Source organism: Clostridium lacusfryxellense (genome assembly GCF_018861735.1).
GTDB lineage: Bacteria > Bacillota > Clostridia > Clostridiales > Clostridiaceae > Clostridium_AD > Clostridium_AD lacusfryxellense.
Window position 1 is genome coordinate 216,921 of record NZ_JAHLEB010000001.1, and the last position, 17,397, is coordinate 234,317.

Consider the following 17,397-nt stretch of genomic DNA (forward strand, 5'->3'; position numbering starts at 1 on the left):
AGTACTATAATTTTGTGGGGTCTTTAACAAGTTCCACAAGCATTTTCATTCCTATTATAACTTATAATGTTTATATATAGTTTGGACAAATTTGAAGTAAAGGGGAAAGATAATGAAAATTACATTTCAAAACTGTGAGTTTAAAGAAATCAAAGAAAAGGTTAGTCAATATTATACGGAAAATCGCATTACTGTTGACTCTTTTTGGGAAGACCAAGTACTAGAGTCTAGTACTTATATAATCCTGGCAGGTGTCAAAATCATTGGATTCTTTGCCATTCATCACAAACAATTACTTACGCTTTTTAATGTTGATATAGAATATATCCATTATGCAGAAGAGTTGTTTAACAAGGCAAAACATTATGAAGAAGTTTTCGAAGCTTTCATTCCTACAGGAGATGAGTTATTTTTGAGTTTAGCCTTAGATGACTTCAGCAAGATAGAGAAACAAGCGTATTTTTCAGTGGATTCTCAAAGAGAGATTAAATCGTATGAAATCAATAAAGATTATATACTCACATTAGCAACGGTAGGAGATATAGATTTAATAAAGCAATATAGCGATAACTTTTTTGAAGAAGCCTTAATATACCATGTAGAGGTTAGACATATTTATATTGCAAGGCTTTTAGATGAAGTAGTGGGCTTTGGCATCATAAATTATGGCCGAGTAGTTCCACACTTTGCAAGTATTGGCATGTTTGTACGAGCAGAATACAGATGTCAGGGAATTGCTACTAACATCCTTCTTTCCTTAAAAAAGGTGGTACATGCGAAAGGACTTCAGCCTATTTCTGGTTGTTGGTACTATAATCATAACTCTAAAAAGTCTGCACAAAGTGCCGGCCTGTGCAGTAAAAGCAGATTACTACGAATTCACTTTTAGAGGACGGTAGAAATAATTTACATTTGTTGGTGTGTCGACACGACCCCGTTGTAAAATTTTTAAGCAGCGTCGTACTTATTCTTGATCCAATGAATTAAAACTCCCAGCATTGCTGAGGGTTGTTATTATGAAACTGATAGAAGGAAGTTCACTTAAGAACTTCTTTCTAATATATTTACATATTTAATTTTTAATTAAGTAGAGTATAGTAATTTATATTTGTAAAGAACTATTTTTAATTAATAATGAATATTGAATTGTGGAACCTAATCGAGACTAGAAATCGTATCAGCAAAGTAAATACGCTAGAAATACTAAATATGAACTTTATAATTATATTAGTATAAACTAAAGGAATCTGTGTCTACTATAAAATAGTGGAGCAGGTATATCCTGAAAAAACAGAAAAATCTAATGATAAAGTACATTCGGCTACTTTCACTATCAATATTTACATTTTTTTATCTAAATAATATATGACAAATGGTATCGGTATTAAAAGTATGAATATATATATATATGTGAATAACCCTATACTATTTATTGAATCAAAACCAGTAGAAAAAATTGCTATTCCATCGCAAACATTATTTATAAATCTTGTAATATAAATCGTTAGAAAAACTTCTTTCGTTCTATACTTAAATAGTGCCAAAAAGAATAAGACTCCAAAGGAAAAGTTTCTAATTGAGTAAAAATAAAAAATTGTATATAGCCCTGAACCATTTAAAGTAACATTAAGAGAAGTAGCTTTTTGCATTGGGTCAATAATACCCCATATCCCTGACACTAATGCAAAAAGTCCAAAAAAAGCTGTATATATAATAATAATTTTTGGCAATTTTATCTTTTTCATAATTATTATCCTTTTTATTTCTTGAATTTATGTACTTATAATAACAGTTTTTTGTGTTGTTGGAGTGGGAAACTAAAGATTAATTGTATATTAAAGAAACTGATTTTAAAAAAATTATTGTATTTGAAGCTTTGATAAATTTTCAACAATTATTGATAGCAATGTTAATCTATATAAAAGAATTTGAGAATTAATGTAGAATTATAATATATGAAAACTTAAGTAATTAGAGGTCTAAATTTAACTCCTTAGAAATTTTTAAATTATTCGTATAAATGTATAGTGTATCCTTATTCAATTCGGCTACATCAAAAGTGTGCCCTCTATAGTCTACTTTTAAGTCTACTTTACATATATGTTGCAATTCACTTTTACTTACCTGTGTTATATACAATCTGTCTTTATATAACTCAAAACCAACTTTCAATGATGCACTATCATAAGACTGTAAATGATAATTATTTATGTCTTTATAACTCATAGCATAGTATGTGCCATTGTTACTGTTTTAGTTTTATTATATACTTGCACTACTGTTTTAGAACTGAATATTTTAAAAAATGTGGAGGATTACGTACAGCTAAACTAGTTTTATGGATGACAGCAGAAGAAATAAAGAGCGAAATAGTTTATGTTAAGCGTAGAAAGATATGGAGCCAGCAGATATATTTATCTGCTGGCTCCATATCTTTGGTTTATTAAATCAGAGCGTTTGCGTATATTAAAGGGACTGTGTAAAGATAAATCTGTATATAATCATTTAATTGAGAAGTTTAATGCTCTTAAATTTGACTTAATGGATTACTGGTTTTATGAGTTTAGTGACCGTCTTTATATGTCACTTCTTGTTTTAGATTCTATCTATGGGAAGGATGAAGAATCAAGAGAAAATGCAAAGAATAAGTTTGGTTTAGAACATGAAATATTAACACTTTTAAGTATGGAACACGGTCTAGAAGATATTGAGTTCGCCAATGAGTATAGAAAAGAAGCAGAAATAGAATAAAACAAAGATAGTATACTGAAAAAGGTAAGTCCATTCTCCAATCTTTTAAAGTAATACTATAATAAATGCTACAACTATCATAATCCTACTACTATATTGAATATAATTAAATGAAAGTAGGGGATTAAATGTTATTAACCAAAGCAACATTAGTTTTATTAAATAAGCAAATATCTCATGAGCTCAATAACCATAATATTTATCGCAACATTCAAGCTTATTTTTCTGATTTAGATTTAGATGGATGGGCATCATTTTTTGGGGTGCAGGCTGAAGGTGAGTATGATCATTATAAACATATTATTAGTTACTTAGATGAGAAGAATGCTAAATATGAGATAAATGTATCTGCTTATGATAATTATCAATTCAAGGATATTAAAGAAATACTTGAAAAATACTATGCTACTGAGATATTAACTACAAAAAAGATTTATGCTGTTTTAGAGCAGGCAAAGGCAGATAATGATCAGGGTACAATAGGTTGGTTATATACTATGCCTGTGTCTGAAGGTGGGTTATCACTAATTCATGAACAAATTGAAGAGGAAGATTCAGCATTATGCTTACAATCTGAGTTTATGCAGGGAATTGGCAAGGATGATCAATTGAATCAACAATGGATTCGTACAGTAAATGAAAATTTAATTCGCAGGCAGGTCTAAGTAAAAAGTAAATGTATGGAATTTTTAATGGAAGCCAAATGGCTTCCATTTCTATTAGTTTATTAAAATCATCTATTACTTAACCATGATACCAACCTGTTTTTACATTTACACTAACAATGCTTTGTTGTCCAGACACATCTGTATAGACTTGATAGAATCCTGGACCAATAGCACCAGCTGGAAGTTTTTCATAAATTTTATACTGAATACTTTCTTTTGTACGGGCATATCCCTGCTTTACTATATCATTTTCAAATTTTTCTTTTATTCCTGGCGCCCAATTATATGGATTAGAAAATCTTAGCTCGTGTGTTTTGACCCATGCATAATTATTTTTATATTTGATTTTGGACCATCCATATTGCTGATAACCATACCAGTTGTCTTGATCCATACCGATAGGTACGCCACCATATACTTCCATTGCTGTGCCAGCTTTAATTGTCCCTAATGTTTTATACGGTGTGCCTGGTGAAGATTTTACGACAATGGATTGGGCTGCAGAGGCTTTGTCATAATTTGCTGATTGTTCAACTGTATTTTTGATATTTAAAGTTAATTTTACTTTGCTACTATATCCACTTACAGTTCCTTGATAAGTGTAAGTTCCAGCCTTACTTGTATCAACAGTTGAAGGATTCCATGTAACATCAACCTCTTGTGTACTGCCATCAGTCATTTTTGTTGTTACTTTTGCTGGTAATGAATACTTATCATTTTGCTTTATTTATAAATACACTTAGAGACGAATTAAATAAATAAGATGATAATGGGTTTTTATTTAAAGAATCTAAGTTTGAAAAAGAAGTAAACGCATTAGGCTATGGACATCATGTTGATCATGATGGTTGGATATATAAAGGTGAAAAAATCGAAGGATTTTATCAATGGAATTTCAAACGTAGTATAGATATAAAAAAAGTTATTCTAAATGCTAGAAATGATAGTGGAGAATCTGTTGAACTAGGTGTTTTCGTAGTATAATTAAAAATTTGTGTGATACAAGTAATCAAGAACGAGAAAATAAAAGCAATAAAAACAAAGAAAAAATTGATGAATATATTGTTGGAAACTATAAAAATGAAAATTTAAGTATTTCACTTATCGCTGATCATTTTGATATGCACCCTTGCTATATTTCTAGAGTATATAAAGTGCAAGCTGGAGAGAGTATCTTAGACTTTATAAAAGTGGGAGACTTTCCTTTTGAAATGTCGTTAAAATTATAAGGTAGAAGCCTTGGAGGTACGAGAATTCTAAACTTTTTTTTATATTCTATTGAATTGTCCATGTACATATGATATTGTCGCTAGAAATTTGGATAGTTTTAGTTTAAATTGAAATTACGGCAAAGAACTGAAACTAAAAAAGAAAGGAGCGAATAAAGTGCAAACAGATATTAGCCAAAAATTACAAAAGAGAAGCTTTTTAAAAGAAGTAAAGAAAGATTTTAAGCTTAATAAGGGTCTTTACCTTTTAATAGTACCAGTAGTGATATTTTACTTAGTATTTCATTACAAACCAATGTATGGAGCTATCATAGTATTTAAGGATTTTCAACCTGCAAACGGAATATGGGGTAGCGATTGGGTAGGATTACAGAATTTTAAGGATTTTTTTCAAAGCTATTATTTTTGGAGAGTTTTAAAGAACACCATAGTAATAAGCTTATCTACCTTAGTCTTTGGATTTCCAGCACCTATTATTATTTTAGCATAATTCATGAATGAATTAAGGAATAAGTATTTCAGTAGAACGGTACAAACTAATTCACATTTTATGAATATTGTGTAAATGTTCTTGAGTTTACTTTAAATATTGTTCTGGATTTAATGATATTTCTTTTACATCTGAAAAGAACAATGAACAATGGTATCCATCAGCAACTGCATGATGAACCTGAATAGTTACTGGCATAATAATTTTATTACCTTCTTCAAAAAACTTCCCCCATGTTACCATTGGAAACAGAAAAGGACTATTTCCTTCATTGTTTACATTAAAAGATGTGTAATTAAACCAAGGCAGACATGAAACGATAAAAAAATTATTTTGAAACTTTGTAGTAAAATTAGTCTCCTGTTTATAACTGTTTAAAGCATTTTCCATATCTTCATAAAAATTTAAAAATTCATTATTAAATGACGTATACAAATCACTCATTACTTTATTCTTATCATTTAATACAGAATAACTTGGACCAATTTCATCAAAGAATCCTAATTTACCTTCTTCATCAAATGCCATTTTAAATTCTTGATAATTATTTATAACTTTTGAAACAACCCATGTAAAAGTTGGATAAAATCTCAACTTGTTAGTTTTTATGTAATTATAAAGATTTGTAATATCAATATTAACAGTTATACTGTATGTACATTTTGCATTATTAAAAAAATGATTAAAACACTCCTTCCTATCCCAAGTATTCATATTAATTATATTAAACCCCATAATTTATTCTCTCCTTGTATTTAAGTTTTATATTCGTATTTTTCTTTCTATCCCTCAAAATTACTAACTTTGTTATTTTACAATTTTTACTTCACAATTAATTACTATTGTTTCTGTATTTAATTATACAACGTAGTAATTTGATTATTCAAATATTTAACATAATTAAATATAAATTGCTTCCCTAATTTTAAAATCTTTTAACTTTGTATCAGAATGAGATGTATGCGACTGGACTAATAAATGTTTGGTTTTTACAGTATCCTTCTCTGTATTAAAAAACTGTAACCATTTAAACCAGTACATGTTTATCAATACCTATTTTCAGAATAAAATCTGTGTTAAGCAATACAAAGTTTATAGAGTTTATCTTGTTATTTCGTAAGCGTAAAATAGCCCATTATCCCAAATTCAGGATAATGAGCTATTTTACGCTTACGGTCTCCTCTATATTTATTTCTTACATGGATAGGTCTCACACGTATTGCGAACCACCATAAGGTTGTTACTCTTTGTTCTATATTTTTTAAGATTCCATTTAAAATGGATGAAAGATGTTATAACAATGGCAAAATAGTGTGTACCCATAGTAAGCTAAACGGCATTACCAAAACCATTGCTGGTATCATATCCGCAATCGGGAATTCCTTTAATCTGACCATTCTAAATCCCGTTGCAAGCATCAGGAATCCACCGCATGCTTTAAAGTCAGCAATCATACTTGGTGTTGTCAGTGGGAAAATAAATTTTGCTCCCAAAAATAACAAGAAGAAAATAATAAACTGAGGAACTGCCACAAAAGATACAACCAAACCAAGATTGCACGCAAAAATAGCAGCTGTAAAGAAGTCCAATATAGACTTTGAAATCAATATTGTACTATCTCCTGTCATACCTGCAGTAAGAGAACCATAGATACCAGTTCCACTTGCACAAAATAACACAATTATTGTTACGAGTGTTGATAAAAATTCTTCATGGGACAAATCAGATTTCTGATTCTTAAATAATTTTGCAATAGGTTTCTCCATCTGCATTGCACCTATGTTAATCCATTTTCCTAAATGTAGAGCAAGTCCTAGTCCTGTTCCAAGCACAACTGCAAAAATAACAGCTGGCATGTATTTCATAAGTCCAATAGAAATGTCTAAGCAAACTCTAAGGTTATTCTCAGATAAAATTAAGCTTAATATTCTATAATCTAATTATTGAGAAAATACATAAAAGGATGTGTAATAATGATAAAACCAAAAAGAATGTTAAGCGTAGCAACAATGATTTTAATTACAACTATGTCTATAACTATGATTACTGGATGTCAGAACAAAACAACTACTGTTCCCACAACAACTACTACAACTGAAAAAACAGGAACAGCTAATGCGGACCAAATGAAAACTAATAATGAAAATGTAGTTAAAGAGTTAATTACAGCTGGGACAATAACAAAAGATCAAGGAGATAAAATACTTGCAAAACTAACTGGTGGTATGAAAGCTGGTATGGATAATGGTGGACCACTAGCTTCTCTTGTTACTGATAAAACTATAACTCAAGAACAAGCTGATGCTGTAATGGCTAAATTATTTGGGGGAATGAAAGGAGGAAATGGTGGAGGTATGAGTAGTTTAGATACATCTGCCATAAAAACAAAATATTTAGATGTAGCCTATGCCAGTAAATCTTCAACAGAGAAACTAGATATTTATCTACCAAACAGCGGAACAGGTCCATTCCCAGTTATAGTTGCAATTCACGGTGGAGCTTTTAAAAGTGGGGATAAGGCAAGTGGCGAAACAGCTCCAATGCTTGCAGCATTAGAAAGAGGCTACGCAGTTGTAGCTGTAAATTATAGGTTAAGTGAAGAAGCTCAATTTCCAGCACAGATAAACGATATAAAAGCAGCTATACGTTTTGTAAAAGCAAATGCAAGTAAATATAATTTAAATGAAAGTAAAATAGCAACTTGGGGTGGCTCTGCTGGAGGAAGTCTTTCATCATTAGCTGGTACTTCAGGAGGAGTTGAGACTTTAGAGGGTGCAGAACTTGGGAATTCAGATAAGTCTAGTAATGTGCAAGCTGTTGTAGATTGGTTTGGACCAATTTATTTTTCAACTATGGATGCTGAATTTGCAAAGCTTGGTGTAACTCCAGCCATGGGAACTACAAGTTCAGCAACCTCTCCTGAATCTTCATATATAGGTAAGACTATAGGTACTGCTGAAGCTGAAGAATTGGTTAAAAAAGCAAGTCCCCAGACTTATATTAGTAATGATGATCCAGCGTTCTTTATTCAGCATGGTACTGTAGATAAAAATATTCCCATTACTCAATCAGAAAATTTTGCATCAAAGCTTAAAGCCGTAATTGGAGACAGTAAAGTTACTTTTGAAAAAATAGTAGGTGCAAGCCACGGTGGAGCACAATTTGAAACTACTGAAAATGTTAATAAAGTTTTAGATTTTCTTGATAAGTATCTTAAATAACTATACATTCCTGTCTCAAAATAGAAGTTAGATTCTTTTTTGAGACAGCTTTTTTTTTAGATATTTCTTAGGCTTTTAAAATTAAAAATATTTTATTTTATTGCTTTGACATACGGTATTGTGGTTTAATAACTATAATAAATATATATTTCAAATAATAATTAAAACTATAAGGAGATTTTTATGAGCTCAATAAATAAAAAACAAATCAATATTCTCGTAGTCGATGATGAAGAAAGTATTGTTACATTTATTAAAATGGGCCTAGAGGGTGAAGGCTATTCTGTTCATGTGGCTTTTGATGGTGAGGAGGCTATTTCTATTGCTAAAGAGATAAATCCTCATGTGATTATTCTAGATATAATGCTTCCAGGAATCAATGGCTATGATGTTTGTTCAGAAATAAAAAAATATATTACTACCTCAATAATTATGTTAACAGCAAAAGAAGATATAGATCATCGTGTAAAAGGGCTGAATTTAGGTGCTGATGACTACATGGTTAAGCCATTTAGCTTCAAGGAACTACTAGCACGTATTAATGCTAGATTACGAAATAACTTTCCGGAGCTTCTAGATATAATTCAATTAGGAGATTTTATTATAGATGACGGTGCTCATGAGATTTCTTTTAAAACAAAATCATTGCAATTATCACCCACAGAATATAATCTACTTAAATTTTTACTTATAAATAATAAAATGGTATTGAGTAAGTCTATAATTCTTGAAAAAGTATGGAACTTTGATTTTAATGGCCAAGATAATATTGTAGAAGTATATATAAGATACCTTAGAGATAAACTTTGTGATAATGACCATTCTATCATTCGTACTGTAAGAGGAGTTGGCTACAAGGTGGTTATATAATGAAAAAAATTAAGACAAATAGTTTAAAATATAAAATTCTATCTAGATTCTTCATAATATTAATTTTATTGCTAGTAATAATAGAAATATCTCAGTATTTCACTATGAAGAAATATTTATATAGCAGTAAAGAACAACTTTTACAATCACGTTTGCATAATTTAAGTACTGATGAGTTGCTAGGTGCTGAAACACCTGAATCAGTATCTCAAAATGCAGCTTACTTTATTTCTAAGGTAATTGATGAGAGTATGAGTGTATCTATTATTGATGCTACTGGTAATATTATAACTAAATCTAATACAACAAATAAGGATTTAAGACCTAGTACAGACAAAGAAATAGATATTTTGGACAAATCTTACTATTTACCACCGGGCAATAATCTTCACAAAATTAATAAAGTTATCATTCCTGTACCAAAAATGTCGGATTATGATTATAAAAAAATAATGTATCTTGATGGAATATTAGAAGGAAACTATAGAATTTTAAAAGATGAAAATAAGGATTGGCAAATAGTTGTATGGAGCAAGATAGGAAATCTAAAATCTCCTTCAGGATTAATCCAGGTTAGCACAACCATAACTGATGTTAATGCCATACTTTACCGTCAGATTTATGTATATATAGGAATTTCTATCTTAATAGTATTTATCGGTGGTGTGCTTGGAATATTGACAGTTAACCGTACCCTAAGACCGCTTTATAATATGACATCTACGGTAGAACAGATTAATGTAGATGTCCTAGATACTAGGTTGCCCGTAAATACTGAACAGATAGAAGTAGATAAATTATCAACTGCATTTAATAATATGATTGAAAGAATAGAAATTTCTTTTCAAACGGAACACTATATAAGAGAGAAAATGCGTCAATTCGTATCTGATGCTTCTCATGAACTTAGAACGCCACTTACTTCTATTCATGGTTTTGTAGAAGTTTTATTGAGAGGGGCTGCTAAGGATGAAAAAAAACTTGGACTAGGTTTAAATACTATATTATCTGAGAGCGAACGTCTAACTAAATTAGTAAATGATCTTTTATTTCTAACAAAATCGGATCAGCAAGTGCCTATAGAAATGAATACAACTAATCTTAAAGATATTGTTAAAGAAATCTATCCTCAACTTCAAATGATGGCAGAGAAACGAAAAATTGAATTAGATTTAAATTATAATGCATTAATATATGTAAATGCTAATCAAATAAAGCAAGTTATTTTCAATTTGGTCCAAAATGCCGTACAACATACGGATGAAAAATATGGAGTTATAAATATTGCAATAGAATCTTCAGAAAAATCCTTAGCTAACTGCGTAACCCTTAAAATTACTGATAATGGAACTGGTATTCCTAAAGAACATCTTAACAATATATTTGACAGGTTTTTTAGAAGTGAATCTCATAGGTCTCGCAAGCATGGTGGTTATGGATTAGGACTTTCTATTGTAAAATCAATAGTAGAGGCTCATAATGGTAGAATTGAAGTAAAGAGTGACCTTAAGCAAGGAACTACATTTTTAATACATTTAGAGAAAAAATAAAGAAAATAAAGGCGCCACCCACATGGCAAGTGGCATCTTTAATAAATCCAAACATAAATTGATTACTATGTTACCAATTTATGTATTTTGCCAGATTTATCATCCAGGTAGACAGTCGACAAAACTAGTAATTTTCATGTTGTCCTTGCATATTCGGATAATTCTACTGTTAGGCAAGTTATCTCTTAAATCTTTAGCTATTTTTAGTGAATTGCCTGTTCCACTAAAATAATATATTGTTGTACTCATTAAATCATCTCCTGATAAATAAATTCATTATTATACTAGCATATAGATAATTCATTTACACTTTTGATCTAATTAAACATATTTTATAGAGTTATCTAAAGAATATGCTTTTTTTATTTCTAATTGACAAATAAAAGATAGATGCTATAATTAATTTTATCAATGTATAGTATATATATAAGAATTGTAAGGATTGAATATTTTTAGGGAGATTAAAATAAAATTATCAAAAAGTTGTGAAAGCTATATATAAAGAAATACAACCACAGACTAAGGAAGTAGAAAACGGTAACTTCGTAACATGTCGTTTATACTAAATAAATACTAACACTAGGAGGAGTTATAAATTATGAATTATTTAAGAGAGTATGGAATTGCATTTATTACGTTTATTACAATTGATTTATTTTGGTTGGGCATATTTGCTAAAAATATTTACAAAAAGCATCTCGGTTTTATAATGAGCAGCAATCCAAATTGGCTAGCGGCAATAGGTTTTTATTTATTATATATAGTTGGAATTCTATTTTTCGTTGTGAATCCAGCCATTGAAAAGGGAAGTTGGAAATATGCCTTGTTTGCTGGAATATTTTTTGGATTTATAACTTATGCTACTTATGATTTAACTAATTTAGCTACACTAGCAAACTGGCCAATTAAAATAACGATTATTGACCTAATTTGGGGTAGTACCATTTGTGGAACAGTGTCGTGGGTTACTTATACTGTTATAACAAAAATGAAGTGGATGTTATAGACTAGCACATATGTGTATAAGTACAAACCAATTTTAAAAAAATCTACAAAAAAAATTTATATGAAGGACATGCATAAGGAAACCTATGTATTCCTTCATTTTTTTCATTTAAAAGCCTTGTTTTCGAACAATATATATAGAAATATATAATAAAATAGGACTACTAGTAAAATTTAAAAAAACAAGTAGAACTCGTCATTTTACCACAAGATTTTATCAGTGGGCGGAAGATGAAGGAGTAAAAGTAACTTGTAATGGAGTGGCTTGAAATTTCCAAGGTTTCCTCGTGCGGTGGCTTGGTTTGCCATTTTTTTTTGATTTTAAGCAGATAGCAGGTACCATAGCAATGGGATAAAGACATTCCCCTAACTCAATTCCTCTACTAGTAGTTTTATATTTCTAAATTCTGATGGTCCATTCCATACATTTAATCCGAATTTTCCTATTTTATAATAATCTTGTTGTATATTATCACACACTAATATACCGTTTATCCACAAGCTGATACGATTTCCTTGTAATTTCACTTTTAACTTATATATATTGTACTGTGCTTCATCAACATTACCCTTTGCAAGTTCAACATCTGTAATAGCACCATTTTCATCTGGCACCCGTGCAACTAATTCCCACGCACCCCATTTTCCTACCTTAGCAATAATGCCTCCTTCTTTAAAGAAATCATCGCTTTGAGAAAATAATACTATACCTGCAACATCACCATTCGCGGGATTTTGGTTGTGCCAATCACCTAAAATCTTAGAATCGATTTCTAAAGTATATGAGCTTTTATTAATATCTATATTTTGATCTGATATTGCAAAACCATTTTGCTGCTTACCAGCATTTACTACATAACTGTCATTAGCAACATATATATTTCCTGGTGTCTGATCAAAAGTTAAAGCTGATCCTTCAATACTTGTAGCATTATTTGATGTAGTACTCTTAAGAGTTACATTTTTAAATTCTGTTGTTCCGCCAAATACATTTAATCCAAATCGTCCTGTTTTATAATAATCTTGATTTGTATCACATACTAATTCACCATTAATCCAATAACTAATATGTTTTTCCTTTAATTCCACTTTTAAATTGTACTTATTATCTTTTGTTTTTGGAACTATGCCCTCAACAAGATCCTTAACTTTTGGATTACCATTATCATCAAACTCTCCTGTAAACACGAATACTCTATAATTACCATATTTATTAACATTAACTATAATAGATCCTTTTTTAGGGTCCTCATTTTGTGATAATAATACAAGTCCAGCAGTATTACCTGTATCTAAAAGATTAACTTCGGTCATTAAAGTATATGTTAATTCTTTATCGGCATTTGTTTGTTCTGCTACTGCGAATGCATCACCTTCATTGTTTCCCACATAAGAACCATTCTTGACATACCAAGAGCCACTAGTGCTAAAATTAGTTAACTCTTTAATAATATCACTTGTATCCTTACCATAAACATTTAAATCAGCTGTTTTTTGGGCCTTTGCATCTTTGGAAGTAGCAGTTAGTGTTGTATTTCCTACTTTTTTTGTTATAAATGTAGTTTTTGCATCATCTTGACTTACAATTTCTAAAACCTGGGGATCTGAAAATTTCCATGTAACACCTTGAGCTGCTTTTGAAGGAAGCGTAGTTGTATAAATAGAAAATTCATCGCCTACAATTTTTTCTAGCTTTTCTTCACTTAATGATACTAAAACAGAATCTTTCCCCTTAATATCATTGTTCCAAATACCACTCAATGGGTAATATTTAATTGTAGCTTTTGTTTCTCCTCCAAGTGAGTATAATTCAATTCCTTCACTTGAACGATTAGGGAAAATTTGAACTGCACCACATATCTCTCCGTTATTTCCATATAATTCTACAGATGATGAATCTACGAAAATATGCAATTGAATTTTACCATCTTGTGTTTTATTTATATTACTACTATATGCCTGTAAAAAAGCACTTGAATTACTTGGTGATTTTCCTGATTTTGAACGATCAATAGTTATCTTATCACTTTCAGTATTATACTTAACTATTGTTTCTTGACCTGCACCAACACGTAATTTAAATCCAACTTCTGTTGTATTTTCATCTGGCTTAAACTCTGCAATAATTTCATATTGGTCTCCTAATAAATCACTCATAATATTAGGCTGATCTGGAGATATTGTAACATTTTTAAAATTTGTAACACCTTTACGTAGTTTTTCATATTCTTTTATTGGTTGTTGAGTTAAACGGATTCCTTCATTTGTATTAACTAATTTTAATTCGCTTTGTAAAGTAAATTGTCCATTAAATGTTTTTGTTATTGGAGCGATATTATTACAGTAATCCCAATTATTCATCCAATTAATCATAATTCTTCTTCCATCAGGTGTGCCATTTTCATCTGTGCCATAATAAGTCTGAGCTGCATATGAATCTTTAGCAAAATTCATAACAAAACGCTCATCACTATCAGGAACAAATTTCCATACACCATCTACCTCTTTAAAATCACCAACACGATAATATCTTCCACCTTCACTTAATACCCATTTATTTTCTCCGATATCACCTACTTCTAATTTAAAAAGATCTGGGCATTCTGTTTGAATTTCTGGTTGCATTCCCTCTGGTTTCCAATTCTTTAAATCAGTTGATGAGAAGAATCTTAGCGGTCCCCCTGCTACTACCATCATCCACTTTCCTGATTCTTTATGATAGAATACTTTAGGATCCCTAAATGCTCCATTATTTAATGGATCATTTTCTGTTGAAATAACAGGATTACCTTCATATTTAGTCCATGTTCTTCCATTATCTTTACTGTATGCGATACTTTGTTTTTGTTTTTCTGTACCCTTATCATTTAGATAATCTTGAGTATAGATTGCAACTAATCCGCCACCTTTAATTCCATCAAAGAAACCACTAGTATTATCTTTATCTACAACTGCTGATCCTGAGTAAATTGTTCCGCCTTTATCTGGATACAAAGCAATTGGTAGTTCTTTCCAATTAATTAGGTCTTTACTAACTGCATGTCCCCAATGCATTGGTCCCCATACAGCATTATCTGGATTATATTGATAGAATAAGTGATATTCTCCTTTAAAATAAACCATTCCGTTTGGGTCATTTGCCCATGCCTTTGCAGGAGAATAGTGATACTGTTCACGATAATTTTCTAAATAATCGGTTGTAATACCCTTATTCCTATTACTACTTAAACTGTATTGTTGACCTAATGACGCATATGAAATATTTGATGCTGATGATTTTACCTCTGCTGATGCTCTCATTAAAGTAATACTTATTGTTGTCATAAGCGTAAGTACAATTAATTTTACTGTTTTTTTCTTGTTCATTTTATATCCCCCTCCAAATTAGTATGCAAAAACTCAATTGTATAAACAATTGATAACCCAAGCCAATAATTTTCCAAAAGCCACTATTAATTTATCCATTAGCTTAAATATAAATAATGTCTGTCTTGTGATAACGTTTTCAATTAACCCAATTAGACAATGCTATAAATATATTATAAGCTTATTTATAGCATTTTTAACCTATATTTTGTAATTATAACCATTACAATTATCATTGAAATTATTACAATTGTAATAATTGTGAAAAATGTCATAACAGAGTTCTGTGTTTTGCTAAAAAAGTAATGTTAAAACTATCATAAGTAACATCATTTGTGCGAAATTTATAGAAATAGGTAGTTATTTGTTGATGTAAAGGAGATAACCTGATTTGGGATATTTGACAGATATTCATTATTTATGTTAAATTTATGTCAAGCGGATATCATATTATAATGTTTGCTGTAATATTGTACTTTAAGCATTGAAATCAATCTTGTAAAGACAGTTGTAAATGGCCATTTGCAGATATGTAACTCGGACATATAAATTTTGTCGAGTGTGGGATCGATACCACAAAACTTTACGAAATATATAAATCACATAGCTTTAAAAAAATAAATATTAGGTGGTTAATTAATGATTAAATTGAAAATTGGTAACTTTATTTTGAGCGCTTCTCTTATTGGAATAGTACTTGTAGGAAGTCAAACTGTGGCTTTTGCGAAAAATGTTAGTGTGGACTACAAAGAAACTTATGATACTTCCCATATGACTCGTTCTGACATGTTGAAAATACCTGGACAACAAGACAATGCACAATTTAAGGTTCCTCAATTCGATATATCAACAATAAAAGATATTGCTTCTGCAAAGGGTAAAGATAAGGCGGGCAACGCCATTGATTTAGATGTATGGGATAGCTGGCCACTGCAAAACGCTGATGGAACAGTTGCAAATTACCATGGCTACAATATTAATTTTGCTTTAGCAGGAGACCCTAAAGATCCAAGTGATACGTTTGTTCATATGTTTTATCAAAAAATTGGTGACACATCCATTGATAGTTGGAAAAGTGCAGGGAGAGTATTTAAGGATACTGATAAAGATGTTCCAAATGATCCTTTTCTAAAAGATCAAAAGGAAGAGTGGTCAGGTTCTGCAACTTTAACTTCTAAAGGAGAAGTTCGCTTATTTTATACTGATAGACAGTCACCAAATGCACCCACTTATGGTAAACAAGTTTTAACAACGGCTCAAGTCAATTTATCACAGCCAACTGCGGATACATTGAAAGTTGATGGTGTAGAAGATCAAAAATCTATCTTTGACGGTGCAGATGGTAAAATTTATCAGAATGTTTTACAAAGTGTTGGAGTAGATAAGGACAACCATACGTTTAGAGATCCTCACTATGTTGAAGAAAACGGTCATAAATACCTTGTTTTTGAAGCTAATACTGGAACAAAAGACGGTTACCAAGGAGATAAATCTTTATATAATCAGGCTTACTATGGTTCAAGTAATGCATTTTTCCAAACTGAAAAAAATATATTATTGCAAAGCCCTAAAAAAGATTATGCTTCTGTAGCCAATGGTGCGCTAGGTATAATTGAAATAAATGATGATTATACTCTAAAAAAAGTAATGAAACCATTGATTACATCTAATACAATAACAGATGAAATTGAACGAGCTAATGTATTTAAAATGAATGGTAAATGGTACTTGTTCACAGATTCTAGAGGATCTAAAATGACTATTGATGGAATAGGCGATAAAGATGTATATATGTTAGGATTTGTAGCTGATTCATTAACAGGACCATACAAACCATTAAATAAAACCGGCCTTGTATTAAGCATGGATCAAGACCCTATGGATCCAACGTTCACCTACTCTCACTTTGCTGTTCCACAAGCGAAAGGTAATAATGTTGTCATTACAAGTTATATGACGAACAGAGGTTTCTTTGCAGACAAAAAATCTACCTTTGCTCCAAGCTTTTTAATGAACATCAAAGGATCAAAAACTTCTGTTGTACCAAATAGCACCCTTGATCAAGGACAATTGACAACTAATAAATAATGGACAGGAAAAATAAGTTAGTGATTAAAAAGTAAAACACAGTTATGAATAATATAATTGTCAGTTTGATTAGAAATCCAGTATAATTTTAAACTATACTGGATTTTTTTATTTCAAAATAAAGTTTAAAAAATATGCTCGTATCAAGAAATCAAATAT

General features: G+C 30.4%; 17 protein-coding genes and 1 pseudogene. 11 read left to right on the forward strand and 7 right to left on the reverse strand.

What is annotated here, in order from left to right; genetic code table 11:
* The first annotated feature begins 112 nt into the window (after positions 1-112).
* Complete coding sequence (locus KPL55_RS01085; protein ID WP_216304852.1) at positions 113-889, forward strand: GNAT family N-acetyltransferase; 777 nt, start codon at positions 113-115, stop codon at positions 887-889.
* A gap of 451 nt (positions 890-1,340) precedes the next feature.
* On the opposite strand, the gene KPL55_RS01090 is transcribed toward KPL55_RS01085, so the two are convergent.
* Together KPL55_RS01090 and KPL55_RS01095 are read right to left on the reverse strand one after the other, a co-directional pair.
* The gene (locus KPL55_RS01090) at positions 1,341-1,745 is read right to left on the reverse strand and encodes a hypothetical protein (RefSeq protein WP_216304853.1); all 405 of its coding nucleotides are present in this window, start codon (positions 1,743-1,745) and stop codon (positions 1,341-1,343) included.
* 226 nt (positions 1,746-1,971) lie between these two features.
* Positions 1,972-2,232 (reverse strand): annotated as a pseudogene (locus KPL55_RS01095) (UCP033725 family protein); the annotation flags it as partial.
* A gap of 38 nt (positions 2,233-2,270) precedes the next feature.
* Between KPL55_RS01095 and KPL55_RS25875 the strand changes: the two are divergent.
* From KPL55_RS25875 to KPL55_RS01105, 3 genes are all read left to right on the forward strand, one after another.
* Entirely contained in the window at positions 2,271-2,447 is a 177-nt protein-coding gene (locus KPL55_RS25875) for a hypothetical protein (RefSeq protein ID WP_246599259.1), read from the forward strand.
* 10 nt (positions 2,448-2,457) lie between these two features.
* Positions 2,458-2,751, forward strand: coding sequence for a hypothetical protein (locus KPL55_RS01100; protein ID WP_246599260.1), 294 nt, complete (start codon positions 2,458-2,460; stop codon positions 2,749-2,751).
* 128 nt (positions 2,752-2,879) lie between these two features.
* Entirely contained in the window at positions 2,880-3,416 is a 537-nt protein-coding gene (locus KPL55_RS01105) for a ferritin-like domain-containing protein (RefSeq protein ID WP_216304855.1), read from the forward strand.
* Between the two features lie 79 nt (positions 3,417-3,495).
* Here the strand turns inward: KPL55_RS01105 and KPL55_RS01110 are convergent, their stop codons facing one another.
* Complete coding sequence (locus KPL55_RS01110; RefSeq protein ID WP_312887190.1) at positions 3,496-4,146, reverse strand: Ig-like domain-containing protein; 651 nt, start codon at positions 4,144-4,146, stop codon at positions 3,496-3,498.
* Positions 4,147-4,411: 265 nt separating this feature from the next.
* Between KPL55_RS01110 and KPL55_RS01115 the strand changes: the two genes are divergently transcribed.
* Both KPL55_RS01115 and KPL55_RS01120 read left to right on the forward strand, forming a co-directional pair.
* A complete protein-coding gene (locus KPL55_RS01115) occupies positions 4,412-4,648 on the forward strand; it encodes a hypothetical protein (protein ID WP_216304856.1) in 237 nt (78 codons plus the stop codon).
* Between the two features lie 157 nt (positions 4,649-4,805).
* On the forward strand, positions 4,806-5,138 hold the full coding sequence (locus KPL55_RS01120) for an ABC transporter permease family protein (protein ID WP_216304857.1): 333 nt from the start codon (positions 4,806-4,808) through the stop codon (positions 5,136-5,138).
* Between the two features lie 87 nt (positions 5,139-5,225).
* Here the strand turns inward: KPL55_RS01120 and KPL55_RS01125 are convergent, their stop codons facing one another.
* Together KPL55_RS01125 and KPL55_RS01130 are read right to left on the reverse strand one after the other, a co-directional pair.
* The gene (locus KPL55_RS01125) at positions 5,226-5,873 is read right to left on the reverse strand and encodes a CatA-like O-acetyltransferase (protein ID WP_216304858.1); all 648 of its coding nucleotides are present in this window, start codon (positions 5,871-5,873) and stop codon (positions 5,226-5,228) included.
* A 557-nt stretch (positions 5,874-6,430) separates the two neighbouring features.
* Positions 6,431-7,003, reverse strand: coding sequence for a DUF554 domain-containing protein (locus KPL55_RS01130; RefSeq protein ID WP_216304859.1), 573 nt, complete (start codon positions 7,001-7,003; stop codon positions 6,431-6,433).
* Positions 7,004-7,111: 108 nt separating this feature from the next.
* Between KPL55_RS01130 and KPL55_RS01135 the strand changes: the two genes are divergently transcribed.
* The 3 genes from KPL55_RS01135 (at position 7,112) to KPL55_RS01145 (ending at position 10,779) form a co-directional block, all read left to right on the forward strand.
* A complete protein-coding gene (locus KPL55_RS01135) occupies positions 7,112-8,359 on the forward strand; it encodes an alpha/beta hydrolase (RefSeq protein ID WP_216304860.1) in 1,248 nt (415 codons plus the stop codon).
* 183 nt (positions 8,360-8,542) lie between these two features.
* Positions 8,543-9,229, forward strand: coding sequence for a response regulator transcription factor (locus KPL55_RS01140; RefSeq protein ID WP_216304861.1), 687 nt, complete (start codon positions 8,543-8,545; stop codon positions 9,227-9,229).
* On the forward strand, positions 9,229-10,779 hold the full coding sequence (locus KPL55_RS01145) for a sensor histidine kinase (protein WP_216304862.1): 1,551 nt from the start codon (positions 9,229-9,231) through the stop codon (positions 10,777-10,779). The genes KPL55_RS01140 and KPL55_RS01145 overlap by 1 nt, the downstream gene beginning before the upstream one ends.
* 99 nt (positions 10,780-10,878) lie before the next feature.
* Here KPL55_RS01145 and KPL55_RS01150 read toward each other — a convergent pair whose 3' ends face one another.
* Positions 10,879-11,028, reverse strand: a complete 150-nt coding sequence (locus KPL55_RS01150) for a hypothetical protein (RefSeq protein ID WP_216304863.1) — start codon at positions 11,026-11,028, stop codon at positions 10,879-10,881.
* A 349-nt stretch (positions 11,029-11,377) separates the two neighbouring features.
* Between KPL55_RS01150 and KPL55_RS01155 the strand changes: the two genes are divergently transcribed.
* Positions 11,378-11,785, forward strand: coding sequence for a DUF2177 family protein (locus tag KPL55_RS01155; RefSeq protein WP_216304864.1), 408 nt, complete (start codon positions 11,378-11,380; stop codon positions 11,783-11,785).
* Positions 11,786-12,150: 365 nt separating this feature from the next.
* On the opposite strand, the gene KPL55_RS01160 is transcribed toward KPL55_RS01155, so the two are convergent.
* A complete protein-coding gene (locus KPL55_RS01160; RefSeq protein ID WP_216304865.1) occupies positions 12,151-15,150 on the reverse strand; it encodes a glycoside hydrolase family 32 protein in 3,000 nt (999 codons plus the stop codon).
* Positions 15,151-15,789: 639 nt separating this feature from the next.
* Here KPL55_RS01160 and sacB point away from each other — a divergent pair.
* Positions 15,790-17,238: a levansucrase gene (gene sacB / locus KPL55_RS01165; protein ID WP_216304866.1), complete on the forward strand. Its 1,449-nt coding sequence runs from the start codon at positions 15,790-15,792 to the stop codon at positions 17,236-17,238.
* The last annotated feature ends 159 nt before the right edge of the window (positions 17,239-17,397 follow it).

Coding starts and splice junctions, on each gene's coding strand:
- KPL55_RS01145 (WP_216304862.1), top strand. CDS start 9,229: ATGAAAAAAATTAAGACAAATAGTTTAAAATATAAAATTCTATCTAGA.
- KPL55_RS01130 (WP_216304859.1), bottom strand. CDS start 7,003: ATGAAATACATGCCAGCTGTTATTTTTGCAGTTGTGCTTGGAACAGGA.
- KPL55_RS01125 (WP_216304858.1), bottom strand. CDS start 5,873: ATGGGGTTTAATATAATTAATATGAATACTTGGGATAGGAAGGAGTGT.
- KPL55_RS01150 (WP_216304863.1), bottom strand. CDS start 11,028: ATGAGTACAACAATATATTATTTTAGTGGAACAGGCAATTCACTAAAA.
- sacB (WP_216304866.1), top strand. CDS start 15,790: ATGATTAAATTGAAAATTGGTAACTTTATTTTGAGCGCTTCTCTTATT.
- KPL55_RS01085 (WP_216304852.1), top strand. CDS start 113: ATGAAAATTACATTTCAAAACTGTGAGTTTAAAGAAATCAAAGAAAAG.
- KPL55_RS01140 (WP_216304861.1), top strand. CDS start 8,543: ATGAGCTCAATAAATAAAAAACAAATCAATATTCTCGTAGTCGATGAT.
- KPL55_RS01160 (WP_216304865.1), bottom strand. CDS start 15,150: ATGAACAAGAAAAAAACAGTAAAATTAATTGTACTTACGCTTATGACA.
- KPL55_RS01135 (WP_216304860.1), top strand. CDS start 7,112: ATGATAAAACCAAAAAGAATGTTAAGCGTAGCAACAATGATTTTAATT.
- KPL55_RS01090 (WP_216304853.1), bottom strand. CDS start 1,745: ATGAAAAAGATAAAATTGCCAAAAATTATTATTATATATACAGCTTTT.
- KPL55_RS01105 (WP_216304855.1), top strand. CDS start 2,880: ATGTTATTAACCAAAGCAACATTAGTTTTATTAAATAAGCAAATATCT.
- KPL55_RS01155 (WP_216304864.1), top strand. CDS start 11,378: ATGAATTATTTAAGAGAGTATGGAATTGCATTTATTACGTTTATTACA.